This window comes from Mycobacterium persicum (assembly GCF_002086675.1).
GTDB lineage: Bacteria > Actinomycetota > Actinomycetes > Mycobacteriales > Mycobacteriaceae > Mycobacterium > Mycobacterium persicum.
The window spans coordinates 1-23,151 of the sequence record NZ_MVIF01000046.1; the positions used below are offsets into that span (position 1 = coordinate 1).

Annotated in this window: 16 protein-coding genes; 8 read left to right on the forward strand and 8 right to left on the reverse strand. The window is 66.6% G+C overall.

Annotation, left to right across the window (positions count from 1 at the left end; translation table 11 throughout):
* Positions 1-342: 342 nt before the first annotated feature.
* Both BST40_RS15255 and BST40_RS15260 read right to left on the reverse strand, forming a co-directional pair.
* A complete protein-coding gene (locus BST40_RS15255) occupies positions 343-1,146 on the reverse strand; it encodes a thioesterase family protein (protein ID WP_075547416.1) in 804 nt (267 codons plus the stop codon).
* Entirely contained in the window at positions 1,143-2,012 is an 870-nt protein-coding gene (locus tag BST40_RS15260; RefSeq protein WP_083154626.1) for a RecB family exonuclease, read from the reverse strand. Before BST40_RS15260 ends, BST40_RS15255 begins: the two co-directional genes overlap by 4 nt.
* Before the next feature lie 73 nt (positions 2,013-2,085).
* Between BST40_RS15260 and trmI the strand changes: the two genes are divergently transcribed.
* Complete coding sequence (trmI, locus tag BST40_RS15265) at positions 2,086-2,928, forward strand: tRNA (adenine(58)-N(1))-methyltransferase TrmI (protein WP_075547418.1); 843 nt, start codon at positions 2,086-2,088, stop codon at positions 2,926-2,928.
* 5 nt (positions 2,929-2,933) lie between these two features.
* Here the strand turns inward: trmI and BST40_RS15270 are convergent, their stop codons facing one another.
* Together BST40_RS15270 and lppK are read right to left on the reverse strand one after the other, a co-directional pair.
* Entirely contained in the window at positions 2,934-3,227 is a 294-nt protein-coding gene (locus BST40_RS15270) for a DUF503 domain-containing protein (RefSeq protein ID WP_083154627.1), read from the reverse strand.
* A gap of 8 nt (positions 3,228-3,235) precedes the next feature.
* Entirely contained in the window at positions 3,236-3,841 is a 606-nt protein-coding gene (gene lppK / locus BST40_RS15275) for a lipoprotein LppK (protein ID WP_083154628.1), read from the reverse strand.
* Between the two features lie 294 nt (positions 3,842-4,135).
* Between lppK and arc the strand changes: the two genes are divergently transcribed.
* On the forward strand, positions 4,136-5,974 hold the full coding sequence (gene arc / locus BST40_RS15280) for a proteasome ATPase (protein WP_083154629.1): 1,839 nt from the start codon (positions 4,136-4,138) through the stop codon (positions 5,972-5,974).
* Between the two features lie 4 nt (positions 5,975-5,978).
* Here the strand turns inward: arc and BST40_RS15285 are convergent, their stop codons facing one another.
* The 3 genes from BST40_RS15285 to BST40_RS15295 form a co-directional block, all read right to left on the reverse strand.
* Positions 5,979-6,623 carry a hypothetical protein gene (locus tag BST40_RS15285; protein ID WP_075547422.1) on the reverse strand — a complete coding sequence of 215 codons (645 nt, stop codon included), beginning with the start codon at positions 6,621-6,623 and terminating at the stop codon, positions 5,979-5,981.
* 9 nt (positions 6,624-6,632) lie between these two features.
* On the reverse strand, positions 6,633-7,823 hold the full coding sequence (locus BST40_RS15290; RefSeq protein ID WP_208618906.1) for a hypothetical protein: 1,191 nt from the start codon (positions 7,821-7,823) through the stop codon (positions 6,633-6,635).
* A gap of 81 nt (positions 7,824-7,904) precedes the next feature.
* Positions 7,905-9,179 carry a DUF2314 domain-containing protein gene (locus tag BST40_RS15295; RefSeq protein ID WP_083154644.1) on the reverse strand — a complete coding sequence of 425 codons (1,275 nt, stop codon included), beginning with the start codon at positions 9,177-9,179 and terminating at the stop codon, positions 7,905-7,907.
* Positions 9,180-9,378: 199 nt separating this feature from the next.
* Between BST40_RS15295 and BST40_RS15300 the strand changes: the two genes are divergently transcribed.
* From BST40_RS15300 to prcA, 5 genes are all read left to right on the forward strand, one after another.
* Positions 9,379-9,666 carry a hypothetical protein gene (locus BST40_RS15300; protein WP_158084016.1) on the forward strand — a complete coding sequence of 96 codons (288 nt, stop codon included), beginning with the start codon at positions 9,379-9,381 and terminating at the stop codon, positions 9,664-9,666.
* A 3-nt stretch (positions 9,667-9,669) separates the two neighbouring features.
* The gene (dop, locus tag BST40_RS15305; protein WP_083154632.1) at positions 9,670-11,166 is read left to right on the forward strand and encodes a pup deamidase/depupylase; all 1,497 of its coding nucleotides are present in this window, start codon (positions 9,670-9,672) and stop codon (positions 11,164-11,166) included.
* 133 nt (positions 11,167-11,299) lie between these two features.
* Entirely contained in the window at positions 11,300-11,494 is a 195-nt protein-coding gene (locus BST40_RS15310) for a ubiquitin-like protein Pup (RefSeq protein ID WP_023364687.1), read from the forward strand.
* Positions 11,491-12,366 carry a proteasome subunit beta gene (gene prcB / locus BST40_RS15315; protein WP_075547424.1) on the forward strand — a complete coding sequence of 292 codons (876 nt, stop codon included), beginning with the start codon at positions 11,491-11,493 and terminating at the stop codon, positions 12,364-12,366. The genes BST40_RS15310 and prcB overlap by 4 nt, the downstream gene beginning before the upstream one ends.
* Complete coding sequence (gene prcA, locus BST40_RS15320) at positions 12,363-13,178, forward strand: proteasome subunit alpha (RefSeq protein ID WP_075547425.1); 816 nt, start codon at positions 12,363-12,365, stop codon at positions 13,176-13,178. Before prcB ends, prcA begins: the two co-directional genes overlap by 4 nt.
* A 10-nt stretch (positions 13,179-13,188) precedes the next feature.
* On the opposite strand, the gene BST40_RS15325 is transcribed toward prcA, so the two are convergent.
* Positions 13,189-14,472: a cation:proton antiporter domain-containing protein gene (locus tag BST40_RS15325; protein WP_075547426.1), complete on the reverse strand. Its 1,284-nt coding sequence runs from the start codon at positions 14,470-14,472 to the stop codon at positions 13,189-13,191.
* A 365-nt stretch (positions 14,473-14,837) separates the two neighbouring features.
* On the opposite strand from BST40_RS15325, the gene BST40_RS15330 reads away from it, so the two are divergent.
* A complete protein-coding gene (locus tag BST40_RS15330) occupies positions 14,838-23,147 on the forward strand; it encodes a MupA/Atu3671 family FMN-dependent luciferase-like monooxygenase (protein ID WP_083154634.1) in 8,310 nt (2,769 codons plus the stop codon).
* Positions 23,148-23,151: the final 4 nt, after the last annotated feature.

A 23,151-nucleotide genomic window follows, 5' to 3' on the forward strand; every position in this document is an offset into this window, starting at 1 on the left:
GCGCCGACTACGCCCACTGGCTCCAACCCGAGCATTCACCAAACATCACCATCCACCGTCTTAACTGAACGGTATTGCGCTTAAACCAGCTTGTGCTGGAAGGTGTTCGGGGGATTTCTCCGGTGTTCACCGAGTCGGATGTCCTGCCGCCGTATCGAGTGTGCAGTGACGGCTCTGAGAGTGTATGGAGGGCGGTGACCGCCGCGATGGGCCGCCCTGACGGCACACTCGGCGCCATCAGCGCACACTCGGCGCCGATCGCCTTGAGCACCAATTCCGTTGCGCCTCTTGCTTGATGCTGAAAGTACTCCGCCGAAAACAGCGTGGACTGCCACCATCGGACTAGCTGGGCGCCCGGCGCTGGACGAGGAGCGTCTGGGCTGAGGTGCCGATGAAGCCGGTCTTGTCGTAGACCTCCGCGGTGGTGACTCCCACGCCGTCCGGCCCGACCGATGCCCGCGCGCGCAGCGCGAAATCGTCGCCGGTCGGCAGCCGATGCAGGTGGACCACGGTGTCGGTGTTCATGAAAACGAACTGGTTGGGGTCCAGGACTGCACCGACACCGTTGGCGCAGTCCACCACGACCGCCAGCCGTTGCAGCGCCGTGGTGGGGTCGTTGTCGACGATGTGGGCGATCGGGGTGAACCAGGACACGGCGCCCGATTGGCCGTCGGATTGTTGTGGGCGCCAGTTGATCGCATCGAAATAGCCACCGGCGTCCGCGAAGACGGCCGGAAGGGGCTCGGCGGGTCCTTCCACCACCGCCGGGTACCGCGCCGATTCGACGTCGGCGGTGTCACTGACCGCCAACAGCCAGGCCGTCACCCGGGCCACCACCCGCGCGGGTCCGCCCTCGCGATCGGCGTGCAGTTCGGCGACCATCAAGCAGACCCGCGAGCCCGGGCGTTCCACCCAGGCTCTGGCCCGCACCGGGGCCACCGGGATCGCCCCGAGGATGTCGAGGTTGAGCCTGCCGATCCGCAGCCCCGAGCCCGCCGACAGCTCTTCGATCAGCCTGGTCAGCAGGGCCAACGGCGGTGAGCCATGCTGGATTTCGGGATTCCAGTTGCTTCGCGTGTAATCGGTGGAGTCAAAGGCCTGGTAGTCACCGTCGTCGCCGAGTCGACGGTAGAAGCAACCGTTCATGCCGCCGGTTCGGTTGGCCGCGAAACCGTATCGGCGCCGGCGTAATTGGGCCACCCGGGGTACGGCGGCGGCGTCCCGCCAAATGCCGGGCAATGCGCTTGGTGCGGGCACCAATCGCACAGCCGCGACGGGTTCGGACGGAAATCTCCTGAGCGGCCCGCGGCTTGGATCGCACGCCAGATCGCCATCAACGTCTTTTCGAAACGTAGCAGTTCGTCACGGTCCGGCGAGTAATCCAGCACCTGGCCGTCGGCCAGGTAGATGAGTCGCAACCGGGCGGGCAGCACGCCACGCGACCGAAACAGCGCCACCCCGTAGAACTTCATTTGGAACAAGGCTTTGAACTCGGCCAGGGCCCGCGCCGCCGGCGGCGCCTTACCCGTCTTGTAGTCGACCACCCGCAACTCGCCGGTCGCGGCGACGTCGATCCGGTCGATGTAGCCGCGCAACAGCGTGCCGTCGGCCAGCTCCACCTCCACCCGGTGCTCGCAGCACTGCGGGTCGAACCGCGTCGGGTCTTCCAGCCGGTAATACCCCGACAGCAAGGCGCGCGCCTCGTCGAGCAGTTCTTGTGGTTGCAGTTCATCGGCCAGCCCGGGCTCACCGGCGATCACCTGCTGCCAGGCGGACTCCACGAGCGACCTCGCGGTCTCCGGGCCGCGCTCTAGCGCGGGCAGGGCATAGAGCTGCTCGAGTGCGGCGTGCACCACGGATCCGCGCAACTGCGGCGCCGATGGTGCCTCGGGCAACCGGTCGATCGCCCGGAACCGGTACAGCAGCGGGCACTGCTTGAAATCGGCGGCCCGCGACGGTGACAGCGCCGGCCGGACCCGCGGATCCGCCCCCGGTGTCAGCTGGTCCGTCATGCCCGCAGCCTAAGACGGGGCGCCGACAACCCCGAACATCGGCTGCGGCGAGTCGGCTGGCACCCTGGACGGCGTGTCGGCAACCGGTCCCTTCGCGGCGGGCGAACGCGTGCAGCTGACCGACGCCAAGGGCCGCCACTACACGATGGTGCTCACCCCGGGCAACGAGTTCCACACCCACCGAGGTTCGATCGCCCACGATGCGGTGATCGGGCTGCAGCAGGGCAGCGTGGTCAAATCCAGTAACGGTGCGCCGTTTCTGGTGCTGCGCCCGTTGCTGGTCGACTACGTGATGTCAATGCCGCGTGGGCCACAGGTGATCTACCCGAAAGATGCCGCTCAGATCGTGCATGAGGGCGACATCTTTCCGGGCGCCCGGGTGCTTGAAGCCGGAGCCGGGTCCGGCGCGCTGACCCTGTCGCTGTTGCGGGCGGTCGGGCCCGAGGGCCGGGTGATCTCCTACGAGCAGCGCGCCGACCATGCCGAGCATGCCTGTCGCAACGTGACGAACTTCTATGGTGCGGCTCCGCAGAACTGGCGGCTGATCGTGGGCGACGTCGCCGACTCCGACCTGCCCGACGGCTCGGTCGACCGGGCCGTGCTGGACATGCTGGCTCCCTGGGAAGTTCTGGACTCGGTGTCGCGGCTGGTGTCGGCGGGCGGGGTGTTGGTGATCTACGTCGCCACCGTCACCCAACTTTCCACGGTCGTGGAGGCGCTGCGGGCCCAACAGCTTTGGACCGAGCCGCGGTCGTGGGAGACGTTGCAGCGCGGCTGGAATGTCGTCGGGCTGGCCGTGCGGCCGCAGCATTCGATGCGCGGCCACACCGCATTCCTGGTGGCCGCGCGCCGGCTGGCGCCCGGAGCCGTCGCTCCCGCGCCGCTCGGCCGCAAGCGCCCCGGGCGTGACGGTTAGTTTTGCTAATCGTCACTGCGGTGCAGACCCCGGCGCACCGACAACAACTCGAACTCGGGGTGCGCGGCGACCAGCCGTTCGGCCGCGTCGAGGACGTCGACGGCGTGACTGCGGTCACCTGAAACCGTGGCCACTCCGATGCCGGCGCGGCGGTAGAGATCTCGCGAGCCGGTCTCGGCGGCCGACACGCTGAACTTGCGCTGCAGTTCGGCGACAACGGGACGCACCACCGACCGCTTTTGTTTCAGTGACCGCACGTCGCCCAGCAGCACGTCGAATTCGAGCCAGCCGATCCACATCTGCGCGCTCAGCCAGACGGCGTCGGAGACGGCGGGTTGGGTTCCGGTGCCGGGGCGGGGCTTGGTTCCGGTGCCGGCGCGGGGCCGGGAGCCGGCGACGAGACTCGAGAATTGCTGAGGGCCAACAGCATCTCCGCGGTTCGCCGCGATAGCTGCCAACCACTCTGGGTGGGTTTGAACTCCATCGGGAAGGTGAATTCGTGATCGTCGGGTTTGGCTGTGGTGACAACGATGGTGGCCGTCACGGCGGCCGGGTCCACGCCCGACCACGTGATGTTGCTCGCCGCGAAACTCAGTGGCAGGTAGCCGCCGTCTCGGGCAGCGGTGGTGAACCGGTCCAGGGCGGCGACCGTCTCCGGGGTGGCGTCCTCGACGAGGCTGGTCTTGTCGGCTCCGGCGACCGCCGGGTCGGCCAGCCGGGACAACACCTCGACCAACGCGTCGGGGGAAGGCAGCGAGGCGGCCGGCCTCGGCGCCACCGGGGTGGACGTGGCGGGGGGTACCGATGGGACAGCAGACGTCGCGGACTCGGGCCGCGAACATCCCGAGAGCGCCGCCGCCACGATGGCGACGACGCTCACGGCGATGCAGGCTTTGCGGAGGTGGCGATGCATCCAGCGGCAGGCCCGGCTAACGGCGGTACACGGCGGGTCGCGACGAGGAGGCCGACACTGCAACCGATGTCACACTGTCGGCTCCGCCACCGATGCGGGCGCCGGCAGCACTGGCTGTGGCGAGGGATTTCACCGTCGCGGCGCTCCTTTCGATCGGGCCGAGTGGAAGCCGAGATTACCAGCGCGAAACAACTTGTTATTTCCGGCGGCATTTGGTTCCGCACATGAACTCGCGATGGCCGGTAGCGTTGAGGTATCCGCCGCACCGCTCCCGGTGCGGGAAAGGAGGGCAACATGGCTGAATCAGAGCGTTCTGAAGCATTCGGGACACCCCGCGATATGCCCCTGCCCAGCACCGATGCTGCCGAATTGGAACAGCTGCGGCGTGAAGCCGCGCTACTGCGCGAGCAACTGGAGAACGCGCTGGCACACCAGAGCCCGTCGCGCCCCGCGCGCGATGTGCATCAGCTCGAAGCCCGTATCGACTCTCTTGCCGCGCGCAATTCGAAATTAATGGAAACTCTTAAAGAAGCCCGTCAGCAATTGCTGGCGCTGCGTGAAGAGGTCGATCGGCTGGGGCAGCCGCCCAGCGGCTATGGCGTGCTGCTGGCCACCCACGACGACGACACCGTCGACGTCTTCACCTCGGGTCGCAAGATGCGCCTGACATGCTCTCCGAACATCGACGCCAAGTCCCTCAAGAAGGGCCAAACGGTCCGGCTCAACGAGGCGTTGACCGTCGTCGAGGCCGGCAGGTTCGAATCGGTGGGCGAGATCTCCACGTTGCGTGAGATTCTCGCCGATGGTCACCGCGCTCTGGTGGTCGGCCACGCCGACGAGGAACGCATCGTGTGGCTGGCCGAACCGTTGGTCGCCGAGGACCTGCCCGACGGCATTCCCCCTAACGATGGGGCCCTCAACGACGACACCCGGCCGCGCAAGCTGCGCCCCGGCGACTCGCTGCTGGTCGACACCAAAGCCGGGTATGCCTTCGAGCGCATCCCCAAGGCCGAGGTCGAGGACCTGGTGCTGGAAGAGGTGCCCGACGTCAGTTACGAGGACATCGGTGGCCTGACTCGCCAGATCGAGCAGATCCGCGATGCGGTGGAGCTGCCGTTCTTGCACAAGGAGTTGTACCGCGAGTACGCGCTGCGCCCGCCCAAGGGTGTGTTGCTCTACGGCCCGCCCGGCTGCGGTAAGACCTTGATCGCCAAGGCGGTGGCCAACTCGCTGGCAAAGAAGATGGCCGAGGTCCGCGGCGACGACGCCCGTGAGGCCAAGTCCTACTTCCTCAACATCAAGGGCCCGGAGCTGCTGAACAAGTTCGTCGGCGAGACCGAACGCCACATCCGGCTGATCTTCCAGCGGGCCCGGGAGAAGGCCTCCGAAGGCACGCCGGTGATCGTGTTCTTCGACGAGATGGACTCGATCTTCCGCACCCGCGGCACCGGGGTTTCCTCCGATGTCGAGACGACGGTGGTCCCGCAGCTGCTCAGCGAGATCGACGGGGTGGAGGGGCTGGAGAACGTCATCGTGATCGGCGCCTCCAACCGGGAGGACATGATCGACCCGGCGATCCTGCGGCCCGGACGCCTGGACGTGAAGATCAAGATCGAACGCCCGGATGCCGAAGCGGCGCAAGACATCTTCTCGAAGTACCTGACCGAGGCGCTGCCGCTGCACGCCGACGACCTCGCCGAGTTCGGCGACGACCGCACCGTCTGCATCAAGGCGATGATCGAGAAAGTCGTCGAGCGGATGTACGCCGAGATCGACGACAACCGGTTCCTGGAGGTCACCTACGCCAACGGTGACAAGGAAGTCATGTACTTCAAGGACTTCAACTCCGGGGCGATGATCCAAAACGTCGTCGACCGGGCCAAGAAGAACGCGATCAAGTCGGTGCTCGAGACGGGCCAACCGGGGCTGCGGATCCAGCATCTGCTCGATTCGATCGTCGACGAGTTCGCCGAGAACGAGGACCTGCCCAACACCACCAACCCCGATGACTGGGCGCGGATTTCGGGCAAGAAGGGCGAGCGGATCGTCTACATCCGCACCCTGGTCACCGGCAAGTCGTCGAGCGCCAGCCGGGCTATCGACACCGAGTCGAACCTGGGCCAGTACCTGTAGGGGCTCAGGCCATCACCAGGGAATAGCTGTTGGCGAGGTCGTCCTGCAGAACGCGGGCGGCGCGGGCGGTGGTGTCGATCCGCAGCTCGTTGCTGAGCCTGCGTGGCTGATAGGCCCACCCGCTGGGCAGGTTCAGCCGGTCCGCCAGCTTGGCCAGGTCGGCTCGGGACAGGTTGGGGTCGACCACCTGGCTCCAGGTCTGCATGACCCAGCGCTGTCCTTCGGGGTCGCGCAGTTCGTAGATCTCTTCGCCGGCGTTGAAGATGAAGACGGTATTGCGTCTGACCTGGTTGACGGTGTATGGCGCGGGATTCATCGACGACAACAGGACCGTGGCTTGCTGGAGCATCTCGATTCCGCCGAAGTTCTTGATCACCGGCGGGCCCTGGGGCGTCTTTTCGATGGCGTTCATCAGCCAATAACGGGGGCCGTTGAGCAAGGCGCCCGCGGCACCATGTTCGGTGGCAATGGCCTTGGGATCCAGTGCCGACCACAGCTCGGCGGGACAGTCGTTGAGCGGGAAGCTGTTGTAGACGGTCGCCTGCGGACCCGCCTCGCCGGGGGTTACCAGAAGTACTTCGCCATAACGCTTCCCGGACAAGTCGCCTGGTGGTTCCAAAACGACTGCTCCGTCTTCGGTGGTGGACATCAGGCGAAATTAATCAGTGTGGTCAGCGGCGTCAACACGGGGGGAGTAGCCGGTGATGCTGGCGTGATACCGGTTGCGGGCGATCAGGGTGGCATGCAGATCGTCGATCAGTGGGTCGACGAACGTGGTGCGGTATTCGGCGTCGTCGACCGCGCGAGCGCTGATGTACATGAAGGTCAGCGCGCCCAGGAACAGGCACATGTGGATCAGCGAATCCGGCACCGGAAACGTCAGGCCCAACACGGTCGAGCTGCTGGGCGCGCCGCGGGTCCATTCGTCGAGCAGTGCCGAACTGAGCACGATCAGCCCGAGCATCACGTAGATCACCGCGGTCAGCAGTGCCACCACCATGATCTGCACCAGCTGCGAGACGGCCAGCACGAAGACCATGTTGACGCGTTCAGCCCTGGTCAGCGGGGGGCTGCCGGCAGAATCGGGAAGCTCCGCAAACGGTGTGTGGATCAGCCGTTCACAATCTCTGGGCAGCGCCGCGGCTGACTGCAGCATGGGCCGGACCCGCTCCCTGGTGGCGGAGACGACGAAGGCGGCGGCGATGCTGAGCAGAAACGCAATCGCGAGCCCCAGTCGCTCGGCGCCGATCGTCGCGGCCATCAGCCAGACGTTGCCGTTGAAGAACACCAACGTCGTCAGCAGGACGACCGGCAGCGCCCGTACCGCCAGTGCGCCGATCGTCGCAAATTGCGAGACGGTGATGCGCAGCGCCCATCCGACCACCGACCCGATACCGCTGGCGGTCAGGAGCAGCACCAGCGCCGTGAAGATGGCTGCGCCGGGTAGATGGGACGGGTCGGTTTCGACGACGATCACGACGCCCACCATGCTGACCGCTGCGGTGGCTGCCATCGCACGTTTGCGCCTGTCCGACATTCGCGACACCAGCCAGCCGACCCCCACAATCAGAACTGGGGCCAGCGCGACGATCGTCAGAACGACCCAATCTCTCGGGGTGGGGTCCTCGCCGATGTTGACATCTTCGCCCTTGGTGATCAGGAACAACGGGAAGGTCCAGCAGTGAAACGCGGCATAGGCGGCCAGCGCGGGCGCTGACCTGGACCACAGTCGCCGCCATCGGGACCGCTTGGTCAGCACAGACGGCAAGCCATGCTGCAAGAACCAGCTTTCAGCCGCGACAGTCGCAGGTGCCAGGCGTGACGGCATGCGGCGCGGGGAGAGCTTCATGCCGGCTCACCCTAGTCCCCGAATAAGCGAGCCGGACCCGTCATACCGGGCGTGGTGGCGATGAAGCATCGCCCGGAGGCCTTAATTGAGCTGGCTGCGGATCAGTCTCTCGGTCTCGTTGCCGTCGATGACGCCGTCGCGCCGCTTGTGCATGTAGTCAAAGACCGTGGATTCGGCGATTTGGACGGTCTGGCCCGCATGCAGGCCCAGGCTGCTGGCCGGCTCGTTGACCAGGAACCCGGTGATCGCGTCATCGGTCCAGCTCGCGACCTCCACCCAGATCCACTCCCGGATACCACCCGCACCTTCGAACGGGGCCTTCAGTTGCAGGGATTCACCTGGTTCCAGCCCCTCGTTGAACAGGCCGCGCAGCGCCGGCAGCTTGCTTCTGGCCTGTTCGCTGGCGGCGTTGAGCGCATCGTCATGCATTGTCGGGACGACCGGTGACCCGGAGCCGAACACCGGCGCCAACACCGCGTGTCGCCGAGCGTGAACATCCTCGCCGGCCCCGCGGTCAAAGGTGAGTTCGAGGATCCGGTTGTCGGGATCACCGGCTTCGGGCGTCCCCACTTTCAGGGTGAGTGGCGCCGTCTCGGTGCCCGCGGAACCAATGCGGCGGACGTCGAGATCGAACTCTCCGCGACGATCGACGACGGATCCGTCGGTGATCGCCTGACAGAACGCACTGACTAGATCCCCGACCTGATGGCTGACCGACCGCGGCAGTTGGTTCACCACGACGTCGGGCAGCCCGAACTTCGCCATGCCAAGCGTGATCAGCCGCATATGGCCGTCGGTCTGGTAGACGTGAATGACCGTGTGGTCGCTGATATCCGGCGTCGGACCCGTCCATTGGTCGATGCGCATTTCGGTCCATGCGGCCGGGGTGAAGACTTCCCGCGTCTCGTCGTCCCAAATCAGGCCGCCGGTGCACGAGGCCAGTTCACTGGTCAACCGCAGCGCCGTACGCATGCGGCTCAGACCCTGGCCCTTCGGGTAGACGAAGTTGAGGACCAGCGCCGCCTCGGTGGCTGGTAGCGCCGCCGTCTGCTGCGGGCTGACTCCGCGACCGAACAACTGGACAAACTCGGGGCTCGGGGGCGGACAGTCGTGGTGCGGATCGACGGTGATCCAGGCGTTCACGGTGGGCTCTGTTTCATCTCCGCTGAGATAGTCGGCGTGGTGGAATTCCCTGAATTCGCTGGCCAGCAGCGCATCCAAGGTGGCGAACGGGTCCGCCGACGGCATGGGTAGGTAGTAGATCGCGAACGCATAGCTGATCTGTTCGGCTTGGAGCGGTCCCGCGGGAACCAGGTCAGCGCCGGACTGTGCGTGCTGAAATGGGTCGGGGTTCACCGCCGGTCCCCGCACGTCTTGCGGCGACGGCGGCTCAGCGCTGCGGAAATGAGCAAAGGCCACAGCCCTTTTGGCGTCAACGCGGAAACTCCGAAGTCTGGGGTGCAAATGGTCGGGGCGAGTCGGGGGCGACCGTACCAATCGGCAGCTGAATGCGCCAGTCGATCCATGCGAGCGCTCCCGATCCTGGCCGGCCCGATTGCCCGCCTTCTCAGCGGCCCGCTACGCGGGCCGCATCGTCGCCGGGCCGGCCCGATTGCCCGCCTTCTCAGCGGCCCGCTACGCGGGCCGCATCGTCGCCGGGCCGGCCCGATTGCCCGCCTTCTCCGCGGCCCGCTACGCGGGCCGCATCGGCGCCGGGCCGGCCCGATTGCCCGCCTTCGCAGCGGCCCGCTACGCGGGCCGCATCGTCGCCGGGCCGGCCCGATTGCCCGCCTTCTCAGCGGCCCGCTACGCGGGCCGCATCGTCGCCGGGCCTAGGCTCTAAAGCATGCAACGGATTATCGGCACGGAGGTCGAGTACGGCATCTCATCGCCGTCGGACCCGACCGCCAACCCGATCCTCACCTCGACGCAGGCGGTGCTGGCCTATGCCGCTGCCGCGGGTATTCAGCGCGCCAAACGGACCCGTTGGGACTACGAGGTGGAATCGCCGCTGCGGGACGCCCGGGGCTTCGACCTGAGCCGCTCGGCCGGGCCGCCGCCCGTGGTCGACGCGGACGAGGTGGGGGCGGCCAACATGATCTTGACCAATGGCGCGCGGCTCTACGTCGACCACGCGCACCCCGAATACTCCGCGCCCGAGTGCACCGACCCGCTCGACGCGGTGATCTGGGACAAAGCTGGTGAACGGGTGATGGAGGCGGCGGCGCGGCACGTCGCGAGCGTCCCCGGCGCCGCGAAACTGCAGCTCTACAAGAACAACGTCGACGGCAAAGGCGCGTCCTACGGGGCGCACGAGAACTATCTGATGTCTCGCCAGACACCGTTCTCGGCCATTATCGCCGGGCTCACCCCGTTTCTGGTGTCGCGCCAGGTGGTAACCGGCTCGGGGCGGGTTGGTATCGGGCCCTCCGGCGACGAGCCGGGATTCCAGCTGTCGCAGCGCGCCGACTATATCGAGGTCGAGGTCGGCCTGGAGACCACGCTGAAACGCGGCATCATCAACACCCGCGACGAACCGCATGCCGACGCCGACCGGTACCGCCGGCTGCACGTCATCATCGGCGACGCCAATCTTGCCGAAACGTCGAGCTACCTCAAGCTCGGTACCACGGCGCTGGTGCTCGACCTGATCGAAGAGGGAATCGATCTGGCTGATCTGGCGTTGGCCCGCCCGGTGCACGCGGTCCATGCGATCAGCCGTGATCCCACCCTGCGGGCCACGGTGGCCCTGGCAGATGGCCGCGAAATGACCGGTCTGGCGCTGCAACGGGCGTATCTGGACCGGGTGGCCAAGCTGGTCGACAGCCGCGACCCGGACCCGCGGGCGTCCGACATCGTGGAAACCTGGACCCACGTGCTCGACCTGCTCGAGCGCGACCCGATGGAATGCGCCGAATTGCTGGACTGGCCGGCCAAGCTGCGGCTGCTCGACGGTTTCCGGCACCGGGAGAATCTGAGCTGGTCGGCGCCCCGATTGCATCTGGTCGACCTGCAGTATTCCGATGTCCGGCTGGACAAAGGCCTGTACAACCGCTTGGTGGCCCGGGGTTCGATGAAACGGCTGGTCAGCGAACACCAGGTGCTCGAGGCTGTGGACAACCCGCCCACCGACACGCGGGCGTACTTCCGCGGCGAATGTCTGCGCAGGTTCGGCGCCGATATCGCCGCCGCCAGCTGGGACTCGGTCATTTTCGACCTGGGCGGTGACTCGCTGGTACGAATACCGACGCTCGAGCCGCTGCGGGGCAGCAAAGCCCACGTCGGCGCCCTGCTGGAGTCCGTGGACAGCGCCGCCGAACTAGTGGAACAACTCACCAGCTGAGATCCGTGAGCGCGGCAGGGAGCGTAAGCCCGGAAACGTCGGCGCTGACCGGTACTGTTAGGGAAAGACCAGCGGGCGTGCGGTACGGCGCCCGCGGCCTGTAAGCAGGCCATGACGAGAGCAGGAGGCGGCGATGGCTCAGGAGCAGACCAAACGCGGCGGTGGCGGCGGAGACGACGACGACTTCGCCGGCAGCACTGCCGCAGGCCAGGAGCGTCGCGAAAAGCTGGCCGAGGAGACCGACGATCTGCTCGATGAGATTGACGACGTGCTCGAGGAGAACGCCGAAGACTTCGTCCGCGCATACGTCCAAAAGGGCGGACAGTGACCTGGCCGTTGCCTGATCGCTTGTCCCCTAAATCGGCACTTTCCGGATCCGCTGCAGACCTCTCCTCATTCGCCGACTTCCTGCGCCGCCAGGCGCCGGAATTGTTGCCGGCAAGCGTCAACGGCGGTGCGCATCCTGGCACCGTCGGCGGGCAGCTGCCGCACGGCACCACCATCGTCGCGTTGAAGTACCCCGGCGGCGTCATCATCGCCGGAGACCGACGCTCGACCCAGGGCAACATGATCGCCGGGCGCGACGTCAAAAAGGTGTACATCACCGACGACTACACCGCCACCGGAATCGCCGGCACCGCGGCCGTCGCCGTGGAGTTCGCCCGCCTGTACGCCGTCGAACTCGAGCACTACGAGAAGCTCGAAGGGGTGCCGCTGACGTTCGCCGGCAAGGTCAACCGGCTCGCGATCATGGTGCGCGGCAACCTCGCGGCGGCGATGCAGGGCCTGGTGGCGCTGCCGTTGCTGGCGGGCTACGACATTCATGCCTCCGACCCGCAGACCGCGGGGCGCATCGTCTCGTTCGACGCCGCTGGAGGCTGGAACATCGAGGAAGAGGGTTACCAGTCGGTGGGCTCGGGATCGATCTTCGCCAAGTCGTCGATGAAGAAGCTGTACTCTCAAGTCACCGATGCCGATTCCGCGTTGCGGGTGGCCGTGGAGGCGCTCTACGACGCCGCCGACGACGACTCGGCCACCGGCGGCCCGGATCTGGTTCGCGGAATTTATCCCACCGCGGTCACCATCGGCGCCGACGGGGCGGTCGACGTCCCGGAGAGCCGGATTGCCGAGCTGGCCCGCGAAGTCATCGGAAGTCGTTCGCGTGCTGACACTTTCGGGCCAGACGGCGGTGAGAAGTGAGCTTTCCGTACTTCATCTCGCCCGAGCAGGCGATGCGCGAGCGCAGCGAGCTCGCCCGCAAAGGCATTGCTCGGGGCCGCAGCGTGGTGGCGCTGGCCTACTCCGGCGGCGTGTTGTTCGTCGCGGAAAACCCGTCGCGCTCACTGCAGAAAATCAGCGAACTCTACGATCGCGTGGGTTTTGCCGCCGCGGGCAAGTTCAACGAATTCGACAATCTGCGCCGCGGCGGGATCCAGTTCGCCGACACCCGTGGCTACGCCTATGACCGTCGCGACGTCACCGGACGCCAGCTAGCCAATGTTTACGCCCAGACGCTCGGCACCATCTTCACCGAGCAGGCCAAGCCGTATGAGGTCGAGCTGTGTGTGGCGGAGGTCGCCCATTACGGCGAGACCAAACCACCTGAGCTGTACCGGATCACTTACGACGGTTCGATCGCCGACGAGCCGCATTTCGTGGTGATGGGCGGCACCACCGAGCCGATCGCCAACGCCCTCAAGGAGTCCTACGCCGAGAACGCCGATCTGCCCGACGCGCTGCGGATTGCGGTGGAGGCGCTGCGGGCGAGCAGCGCTGATACCTCGGGAAACGGTCAGCCCGCCCTGGGGGTGGCCAACTTGGAAGTCGCCATTCTGGACGTCAATCGGCCACGGCGGGCGTTTCGGCGGATCACCGGCGCCCAGCTGGAAACATTGCTGCAGAAGGCGACATCCAAGAAGGCCGAAGAGTCCAGCAAGCCCAAAGACTCCGAGGAATCCGAAGGCTCCGACGAGTCCAAGGACTCGAACGCCGACGGCGAATCGTCAGACTAAGCACGTCTGTTCAGGAGTCTGGCTCGGCTGTCGCGGCGGCATCAATGTCTTCTTGGACCGCCTTGTCGGGGTACACGATCCGCAGCGCCGGTTGACAGAAAACCGTGGTCGCCAGGGCCATGACCACCATGATGGTGAACATGTCGGTGTCGAAAATGCCGACCTCTTTGCCGACCGACAGGACCACTAACTCGGTCAGTCCGCGGGTGTTCATGAGCACGGCGATTGCGGCGCTGTGCTGGGCGGAAATTCGCTGCAGGCGGGCACCGGCGAAGGTGCCGCCAAGTTTTCCGGTGCCGGCAGCTGTCAGAACCAACAGCAATTGCAATGCCAGATCGAGTCGCGAGAGGGTACGCAGATTGACGCTGAAACCCGCGATGACGAAGAATACGGGTAACAGCAACAGCGAATTGATTTCCCCAAGTCGGTCGAGGATCACCCGTCTGAGAGGTTGCGCGCCCTGCCTGGGCATGATCGCGCCAAAAAGGAATGCACCGCAGATCTCGTGGATGCCAATTCTGGCCGTGATGAAGGCCGACAGCAGTGCACCGCCGGCAACGACAGCCAGCATGACGACGGCGGAGCCGCTTACCTTCTGGTGCCACTTGACCATTCGCGCAAGAAGTGGTCGCGCCACGCCCAGCATCAGCGCCGCAAACAGGGCGGACAGCATGAGGATTCGGAGCACCGTCATGACACCGTTGCCCTTGACGATGGCGCACACGTATGCCAGCAGTGTCCATGCGAGAACATCGTCAACCGCGGCCGCCGAAAGTGCCAGAACTCCGACTCTGGTCCGATATACCTTGCGTTCAGCGATAATCCGAGCGAGGACCGGAAATGCGGTGATCGACATCGCGATACCCATCAACAGCATCAAGGTTGACAAGGGCACCTGCTTGCCGTCGACCATGTGGTGCCGCGGATGCAGGACCAACGTCACCAGCAGACCGAGGACAAAGGGCGCTGCGAAAGACAGAAGCGAGATGCTGGCGACAGCACGCCGACGTCCACGGATCAGCGTGAAGTCCAATTCCAGGCCGACCATGAAAACGAACAAGACCAGTCCGAGTTCGGCCAACATCTTGAGGTAGGGCATCACCTCGCCGGGGAAGAGGCGAGTGTCCAGGTGACCCGGTAACAGCCCGAGCAGACTGGGTCCCAGCGCAATCCCCGCAAGCACTTCGCCGATCACGGCCGGCTGGCCGAGCCTCGGTGCGACTTTTCCGAACAGTCGGGCAGTGACGACGATGACGACCACATCGAGAAGCACAAGCGCAAACGTGCGATCCATGGCACCCACCTGCTCGTGTGTGTGGCGGCCGCATCGGGCCTGGATGAATACGGCCGCCCGGCATCTTCGTCGCATTCCCGACGACAATGTCTCACGGCGAGAGCTTCGATTCACCTGCAATGCGTGTCATCGCGTCGGACCGACCGCCGGGCGCCTCGGGCCCCTGGCTAGTGCGCCTAGCCGATGTCGCTTCGTCTACCTGCGGTTCCGGATAAATTTGGCCTCTCGCGGAACAGGATGTTAGCGACTAACGTGACGGGGGGTCGGAACGTTGTCTCCGATCAGCGCTTGGGCAGGCCGACCAGCCGGCCAGTGACCGCGGTTTGAACACCGTCCGTCGTCGATGCTTCGGTGAGGGGTATCGGATGCAGGGACCCGGGTTCGGTTCGCCAAGCGATTCGCTCGGGGAGCCGATCAACGTCCATGAACTGCTGGCGACGGCCCGAGAAACCCTGGCACGACAGCGCGAGACGATCGAAAGACTCAGGGCCGGTCGCCGCGAACCCATAGCCGTGCTCGGCATGGGATTACGATTGCCCGCCGGCATCGAAACGGCCTCACAACTGTGGACTTTTCTGCGGGCCGGCGGCGACGCGATCACAGCGATCGGTGACGACGGCTGGAATGTCACGCTTGATTGCGACGGCGATGGTCGCCGCGACGGCGGCGTAGCACCGCAGAGCGCCGCGCTAATAGCCGATCACGATGCATTCGACCCGGGATACTTTTCCATCTCGCCCAAGGAAGCCGCGGGAATGGACCCGCAGCAACGCATGATCCTCGAAGTCACCGACCGGGCGTTCGCTGACGCCGGGGTGTCGATCCGGTGCGCGGCGAGCGAGCGAACCGGGGCGTTCGTCAGCACCAGCAGTGACGACTATCTGCTGCAAAGCGCCGATCTGTGTCGGCGTGAGCTTTTCGACGCGTACACCGGGACCGGCACGGCTCGCGCCGTCGCGGCCGGCCGGCTGGGCCACGTCTTCGGACTTACCGGGCCGATAATGCACGTCGACACCGCATGTTCGTCGTCGCTGGTGGCCCTGCACTTGGCATGCCGCAGCCTCCATGACCGGGAGTGCACGCTGGCGGTGGTCGCCGCCGCCAACCTCATTGCCACACCGCAAAACCTGTTGTTGCGCAAGGCGTTAGACGCGGTGGCCGCTGGCGGCCGGAGCAGGCCATTTGCCGACGACGCCGAGGGCTTCGGGCAGGGTGAGGGAGCGTTGGCATTCGTGCTGCAGCCGCTGTCGGCCGCTTTGGCGGCCGGGCGACGGCCACGCGCGATTATCCGGGGTTCGGCGGTCAACCACAACGGCCGGGGTGCCGGCCTGACGGTGCCACGCAGCACCGCGCAACGCGACGTCATGCGCGAGGCGTTGAGCTGCGCGGGCATCGATCCGGACGGCGTCGATGTGGTGGAGGCCCACGGCACCGGCACCCGGCTCGGAGATCCCATCGAGCTTGCCGGCCTGGCCGACGTTTACGGGTCGACCGGCACCGTTCAGCTCGGCTCGGTCAAGTCGAACTTCGGGCACCTGGAGGCCGCCGCGGGCCTGCTCTCGCTGGCAAAAGTCGTGCTGTGCATGGATAACGACGAAATTCCGCCCACCCTGCACGCGGCCAGGTTAAACCCGGAAGTGCCCTGGGACAGCCTGCGGTTCGCGGTTACCACCCGGCCCACCGCCTGGCCTCGCCGGAAACGCGGACGGCTGGCTGCGATCAGCTCGTTCGGGATGGCCGGCACCAATGCCCACGTGATTCTCGCGGATTCGCCTGAAATTGCTCCACCGCAACATGTTTCACGTCCGGTGCAGATATTGCTGATTTCGGGCCGCAGCGACGCGGCGCTGCATGACCTGGTTACCGCCTATGCTGAGCTACTCGATCGTGGTGCGGCCGAAGCGTTTCCCGACGTCTGCGCCAGCTCCGCGCTCGGTCGCGACCATCATCGATTCCGGCTCGTCGTCGTCGCACCGGATTCCCAGACCGCGCTGGGCGCACTCAGGTCCTGGCAGTCCGCACAGCCGTCGGAGCTGGTGGCCACCAACGACGCCGACGCGCCGAATCGGATCGTCGTCATTCGAGACGAAGCCGATGCCGCCACGGTCGACGCGGCGCTGGCGGATCTGCTGCCGTGCCAGCATTGGGTGGCGTGCACCGCATCTGCCGCTGCCCGGCAGGACGGGGTCCGTGTCGAAGTCCGGCCGGCGGCGCGCTGGCCAGCCGAACGCGACTCGACCGGCGCCGCACTCGATGACGACCAGCGGTTGGCGATCGCGCTGCACCTCGCCGGTGCCCACGTTAACTGGTCGCGGGTCTATCCACCCGCGACCTTCACGCCGGTGCCGCTTCCGGCGCATCCTTTCCGCCGCAGACCACTCTGGATCACGCGGCCGCCGAAACCGTTTGAACGCAATGGCGCAATCGACGAAGGGACAGCCACGATGGCGGATATCTCGCCTGCCGGTGTACGCCCGCCACAACGCAGCGCACCACAACGCAGCGCAGCGGTAACCGCGGTGGCAGCTGTCATCACAGGCTGGATCGCCGAGCTACTCGGCATGCAGCCAGATGAGGTGGAGCCGCGGCGCCCACTGCTGGAGCAGGGCGCGGACTCGATGGTGCTGGTGGAAGTGGTGAGCCGGGTCGATACCACCTTCGGGGTGATGTTGGTGCTGCGCCAGCTTTTCGAAGAATTGCTCACCGTCGCGGCGATCACCGATTACGTCACGCAACACGGTGGAAAAGCGCCGTCCCCGGCTGACGATCGCGGCGACTACCTCAGCACGCTGACCGACACCTACACCCGCATGACCGCGCGTTCTATCGCCGAATACCGCTCCTACCTACCGGTGATGTGCAATAACCGGCGCAGCGCCTCCGACGTACGGCCCGAGACGGCGGCTTTCGCAGCGCCGCTTCGGGTGGTCTCCTCTTGGGGGGCGCACCTCACCGATGTGGACGGCAACGACTTCGTCGACATCGCAATGGGCTTCGGCGTCAACCTATTCGGTCATCAAGCGCCCTTCATCGTCGATGCGGTGCGCGAACAACTCGCCACCGGGATGCAGCTGGGCCCCGAATCGGCCGTCGCCGGCGAAGTCGCCGCAATGCTGGCCGAACTCACCGGTCAGGACCGAATATTGTTCTGCAACAGCGGAACCGAAGCGGTGATGACCATGATGCGGCTGGCCCGGGCGCACAACGGCCGCAACACGATCGCGGTGTTCCGCAACGCTTATCACGGTCACTTCGATTCGACTCTGGTCAACCCGATCGGAATCAACGACGTCTCGGCCACCCCGATGGCCATCGGCACACCGCCCGGCCTGGTTCACGACGTGATCGTGCTGCCCTACGCCGACAAGCGCGCGCTCGCCGAGATCCGCTGCCGCGGCTCGAATCTGGCCGCGGTCCTGGTCGAACCCGTGCAGAACCGCCGGCCCGACCTGCATCCCGGCGACTTCCTTCGCGAGCTCCGCGACATCACCAAGTCACACGATGTGCTGCTGGCCTTCGACGAGGTGCTCACCGGGTTCCGCATCCACCCCGGCGGCGCCGCAGCCCATTTCGGCGTCGCGCCGGATATCGTCAGCTACGCCAAGGTGATCGGCGGCGGCATGCCGATCGGGGTGGTGGCCGGCCGGGCCGACGTGATGAACCGCGTCGACGGCGGAGCCACCCGCCCGGGACCACCGGTCACCTACACCGCCGGCACCTTCTGCCGCCACCCGCTGGCGATGGCCGCAGCGCGTGCCGTGCTGCGCAAGCTCGGCGACGATGGACTACGGCTCACCAGCCGGCTCAATCAGCGCACCGACGAGATGCGTGCCGAACTGAACGCACGATTCGCCGATCTGGGCGTGCCGTTCGCGATGCACAACTTCGGCTCCTTTTTCCGTTTCTCCATCAACGGCAACCTGAGCTTTGCCTATCAACCGGTGGAGATGGACTACTTCAACGCCGCGATGCTGACCAAAGGCGTCTACATCGCCGAAGGAGGCACCTGCTTCCTGTCCACCGCACACAGCGATGCCGATATCGAACGGGTAATCGACGCGGCCGGCGGCGCGGCCCGGGAGTTGCGCGACGCCGGCCTGCTCAACCGGGCGGCGGCAGACACTTCGGCGGCTCACCGAGCCGAACGGTTGGTCGACGCCAAGGCGACGGTCGCGGCCCGCGGTGTGGCTGAGACCCGGGCGGTCCCAAGAGAATCCGAACCCCAAGCGCCGCAGGTTCGGATCTCCGGCGGGTCGCCGGCGCCGGTGCTCAGCCTCTCCTTCTTCGGCGACTACCCACGCAACACACCCGGCATCTTCGACGTGATCCGCAGCGCGGCCGCGGCCGCCGATGGGCGCCTGGCCACCCTGTGGATTCCGGAACGCCACTTCCACTCCTTCGGCGGCCTGTCACCCAACCCGTCGGTGCTGGGGGCGTTCCTTGCCGGGATCACCACAAAGATCCGGATCCACGCCGGCAGCGTCGTGCTTCCGCTGCACGACCCGATCCGGGTCGCCGAGGAGTGGGCGATGATCGACAACCTGTCCGACGGGCGGATAGGGGTTGCGTTCGCCTCCGGTTGGCAGCGCAACGACTTCATCCTCGCCCGCGAACCGTTCGACCGACGCCGCGAAGTGATGTGGCGGGACATCGACACCGTGCAGCGGCTGTGGCGCGGCGATCCAATCACGTTCCAGCGCAATGGTATTGAGGCCGAGGTCAGTCTGTATCCGCAGCCCCGGCAAGCTGAGCTGCCGACCTGGATCGCGGCACTGGGCTCCCCGGAAACCTTCCGCACGGCAGGAGAACGAGGCCTGTCGATTCTGACCAACCTGGTCGGCCAGAGCACCGAGCAGCTCGCGTCGAACATCGCGCTCTACCGGAACGCCCGCCGCGGCGCCGGCATCACCGGGCCCGGACATGTCACCGCCCTGGTCCACACGCTGGTCACCTCGGACGACTCCGCGGCCCGGCTGGCCCGCACCCCGCTGCACCGCTACCTCGGGTCGTCGGTCGACCTGTTCAGCGCGGTCACCGGGAGCCGCGAACAACACGCATTCGAACGGCTCACCGACAGTGAACGAACCTACCTGCTCGATCGGGCGGTCGATCGTTTCCTGCAGGACAACGCGATCATCGGCGATCTCGACCATGCGCTTGACGTCGCCCGCCGGATCGCCGGTCTGGGGGTTGACGAGATCGCGTGTTTCGTCGACTTCGGCGTCGCCGCAGACGATCTGCTGGGCGGTGTGGACCAACTGGTGCGGCTACGCGAGCGGTTGCAGACCGTCCAGCGACCCCCGGCGCCACGGCCCGCGACGGTGTCGGCTGGCACCGGCCGGGCGCGGGCGACCGCAGACCTGACCGGCACCTTTGATCCCGACGAGGTCACGCTGGCGGTGAAAGCGGCCGTCGCCGCCGAGCCGCGCCTGCAGAAGCTCGTCGAACCGGCCGGGCCGCCCAACGTGCACCTGGTCGACCTGTCCCTGCTGGATGACACCGAGCAGGACCGGCAACTTGCCGAATTCTGGGAAATAGACGAGGACTTCGCCGCGCACCAGTGCTGCGACGTGCTCATGATTCGCCGCTCCGGCGGACGGATCCGGCTCATGGCAAGGCTGCCCGAGCCCGCGTCGTCCCGGGACGCCGAGGAGCTGCTGGACGCGGTGGTTTCGGCCCTGCACTCGTCCCGGCGCGACGATGTGGGCGGTGTCGAAGCCGAACTCGCGGCCACGCCCAACGAGCAACTGATGTGGTGGGCCTGCGAGGCCGACTCCGATACGGCCCGAGCATGCCATGTCCGAACCTCGCTAGAGGTCTCGGAACGGCTTGACATCGACGCCCTGCAGGACGCCGTGACCGCCGTCGCGGGGCGCCACCAAGCGCTGCGCTCGACGTTCGGCGCCGAGGGCGAGACGCTGCTGGTGCACCGAGAACTGGTGCCCGTGGTACACGTGGTCGATTTCACTGCCCTGTCCACCGCTGATCGAGACGAGGAGCTGGCGCGCTGGTACGCCGAAGACGCCGAGCAGCTGATCGACGTGGCCGCGGGGCCGTTGTGGCGGATCGCGGTGCTGCGCCTCGCCGAGCGGCAATGCCGAATTGTCGTGACCGCCCACCACATCGTCTTCGACGGGGTCTCGGAGCGGATAGTGCTCGACGAGCTGGCCGCGGCGTATCGCGGTGCCGCCGCGGAGTTACCGGCGCCCGTCGACTTCGCCGCCTGGCGGCGCGAACACGCCGGGCGGGCAACGGAAGCCGATCGCCACTTCTGGCGCACCAGCCTCGCTGGCGCCGAGGCCACCCGCACCGCGCAGCTGGCCGCAGGCCCGGGCGGCCGGCTGCGGACCACGCTGCCGGCCGACACCGTGGCCGCGGTGCAGCGCGTCGCCGCCGACATGGGCTGCACCCGCTACGTCGCCCTACTGGCCTGTTACGCCATGCACCAGGCACGGTCCCGGGGCGGCGCGGACGCGGTGGTCGTCGGCGTCTCGGCCGACCCGCGCGACGCCGCGGCCCGCCACGGACTGATCGGCTACCTGTCGAACCTGTTGCCACTGCGGCTGCCCCTGGATCCCCAGGCCCATGTCGCCACGGCGTTGCCGGTTGTTCGTGCCGCGTTGTTGGATGCCTACGAGCACCAGCGGCTGCCGTTCGCCGAGATCCTCTCGGAATCGCCGGGGACACATGTGTCCACCTGCTTCAACTGGGACCACGTGGGCCAACCGCGGTTCGGATCGGCTGGCGTGCGTGCCCTGCCGGACCCGGCGAGCTACGTGCGCTTCGGATTGAGCCTCAACGTGGTGGAAACCGATGACCCCCAACTGATCTTGGAATGGGACTACACCAGCGACTCCTATGACGCTGACGCAATTGCCCGGGTGGCACAGAGTTTCGCCGACATCGTCGCCGAGCTGGTCAGCGGCGACGAGCTCGTCACCGGGTCGACCGTCCACGGGCGGTTCGCGGCGCGGGCCGCCGAGTCTCCCGCGACGGTGGCCGTCTACGACGGAACGTCGAGCGTCACCTTCGCCGAACTGGATGCGTTCTCGGACCGGATCGCCGCCGGCCTGCTATCCGCCGACCTGCCGACCGAGTCTGTCGTCACCATCGTCGGATCGCTCTGCGTGCCAATGGTCGCGGCGATGCTCGGCGTCCTCAAGGCCGGCGCGGCCTTCAGCGTCGCCGCGGCCTCGACGTCTGACGCCGCGCTTGCGACACACCTGCGGGCGTGCGGATCCCAGGTGGTCATCCATACCGCGGCGGCGCGCGGCACGCAGCGGCTGGATCGACACCACGACGTGGCGACCCTTGCCGAATCACCGTCAGCCGCGCGGTTGCCGGTAATCCCGGCCGCGCACGCCGCCTACGTCATCATGACCTCCGGATCCACCGGCGAGCCCAAACCGGTCGTGGTCACCCATGCCAACTTGTTGAGCTATCTCGACGCTTTGGCGCAGCGGGTGGATATGACCGGGCAACGCTGCCTGGTTGTGGGTTCACCGGCATACGACCTCTGTTACAGCACGCTGTGGTCCGCGCTGACGCGTGGCGGCACCCTGCTGCTGGCCGATGAAGACGCCAGCGCCGACGCGGAGGCCCTGGTGGAATTGACGTCACGACATCCGGCCGACGTACTCAAAATCGCCCCGGCCCATCTGGACGCGTTGTTGAGCACGGGTTTCGATGCGTTCCTTCCGCGGGCGCATCTGATCTTCGGTGGCGAGCCGCTGCGTTGGCCGGCGGTGCGGCGGGTGCGTGCGGTCCGCGGCCAGGTGACCATCTGGAACCATTACGGCCCAACGGAAACCACGGTGGGTGCCACCATGTACCGGATCGGCGACCCGGATCCGTTCGAGTCGCGTGCCACCGTGCCGATCGGCGCTGCGCTCCACGGACCGGTGCGGGTCGACGGCGATGAATTGCTGGTCGGTGGCCCCGGGGTGGCCACGGGTTATCTTGGCTTGCCCGCGGAAACCGCCGCGCGCTTCGTGTGGCGTTCCGAGCCGGACGGGGCCCGAACCCGCTGGTATCGCACCGGGGATGTGGTCGCCGAGGTTGCCGACGGATGTTTCGAGTTCGTCGGACGCCTCGACGACCAAGTCAAGGTGCGCGGTCACCGGGTCGAACTGGGCGCGGTGGACACGGCCCTACGGGCGGTGCCCGGGGTGCGGGCGGCCGCGGCCTGTGTGCTCGGTGACGGCGAAAACGCGTGTCTGGCCGCAGGTTTGGTGCTGGACGAAGCCACCTCGCCGCAACGCGTTCGGACCGAGCTGGCAACCACCCTGCCCAGCCACGTGATACCCACCACGCTGGTGGCGATGCAACGGCTGCCGCGTGCGGGATCGGGCAAGCTCGACCGGACCGCGCTGGCCGCCGCGATCAGCGCTGCCTCACCACAGCGGCCGGCGGGTCACCAAACCGGTGCTTATCCGGCCGATCCGCTCGAGGCGATGACCAAGATCTGGCGAGATGTGCTGGAAAGGGACGTGGTCAGCCCCACCGACGACTTGTTCGACCTCGGTGGTCATTCTCTGCACGCGATCAAGATCGCGGCCCGGATACGCAAAGTGTTCGGCCGGCGGGTGCGGATCCGGGACGTGTTCGATTCCCAAACCCCGCAGGCATTGCTTACGCATATCACCGAGCTACCGGAAGCCGCTCAGTTGTCCTAAAGGT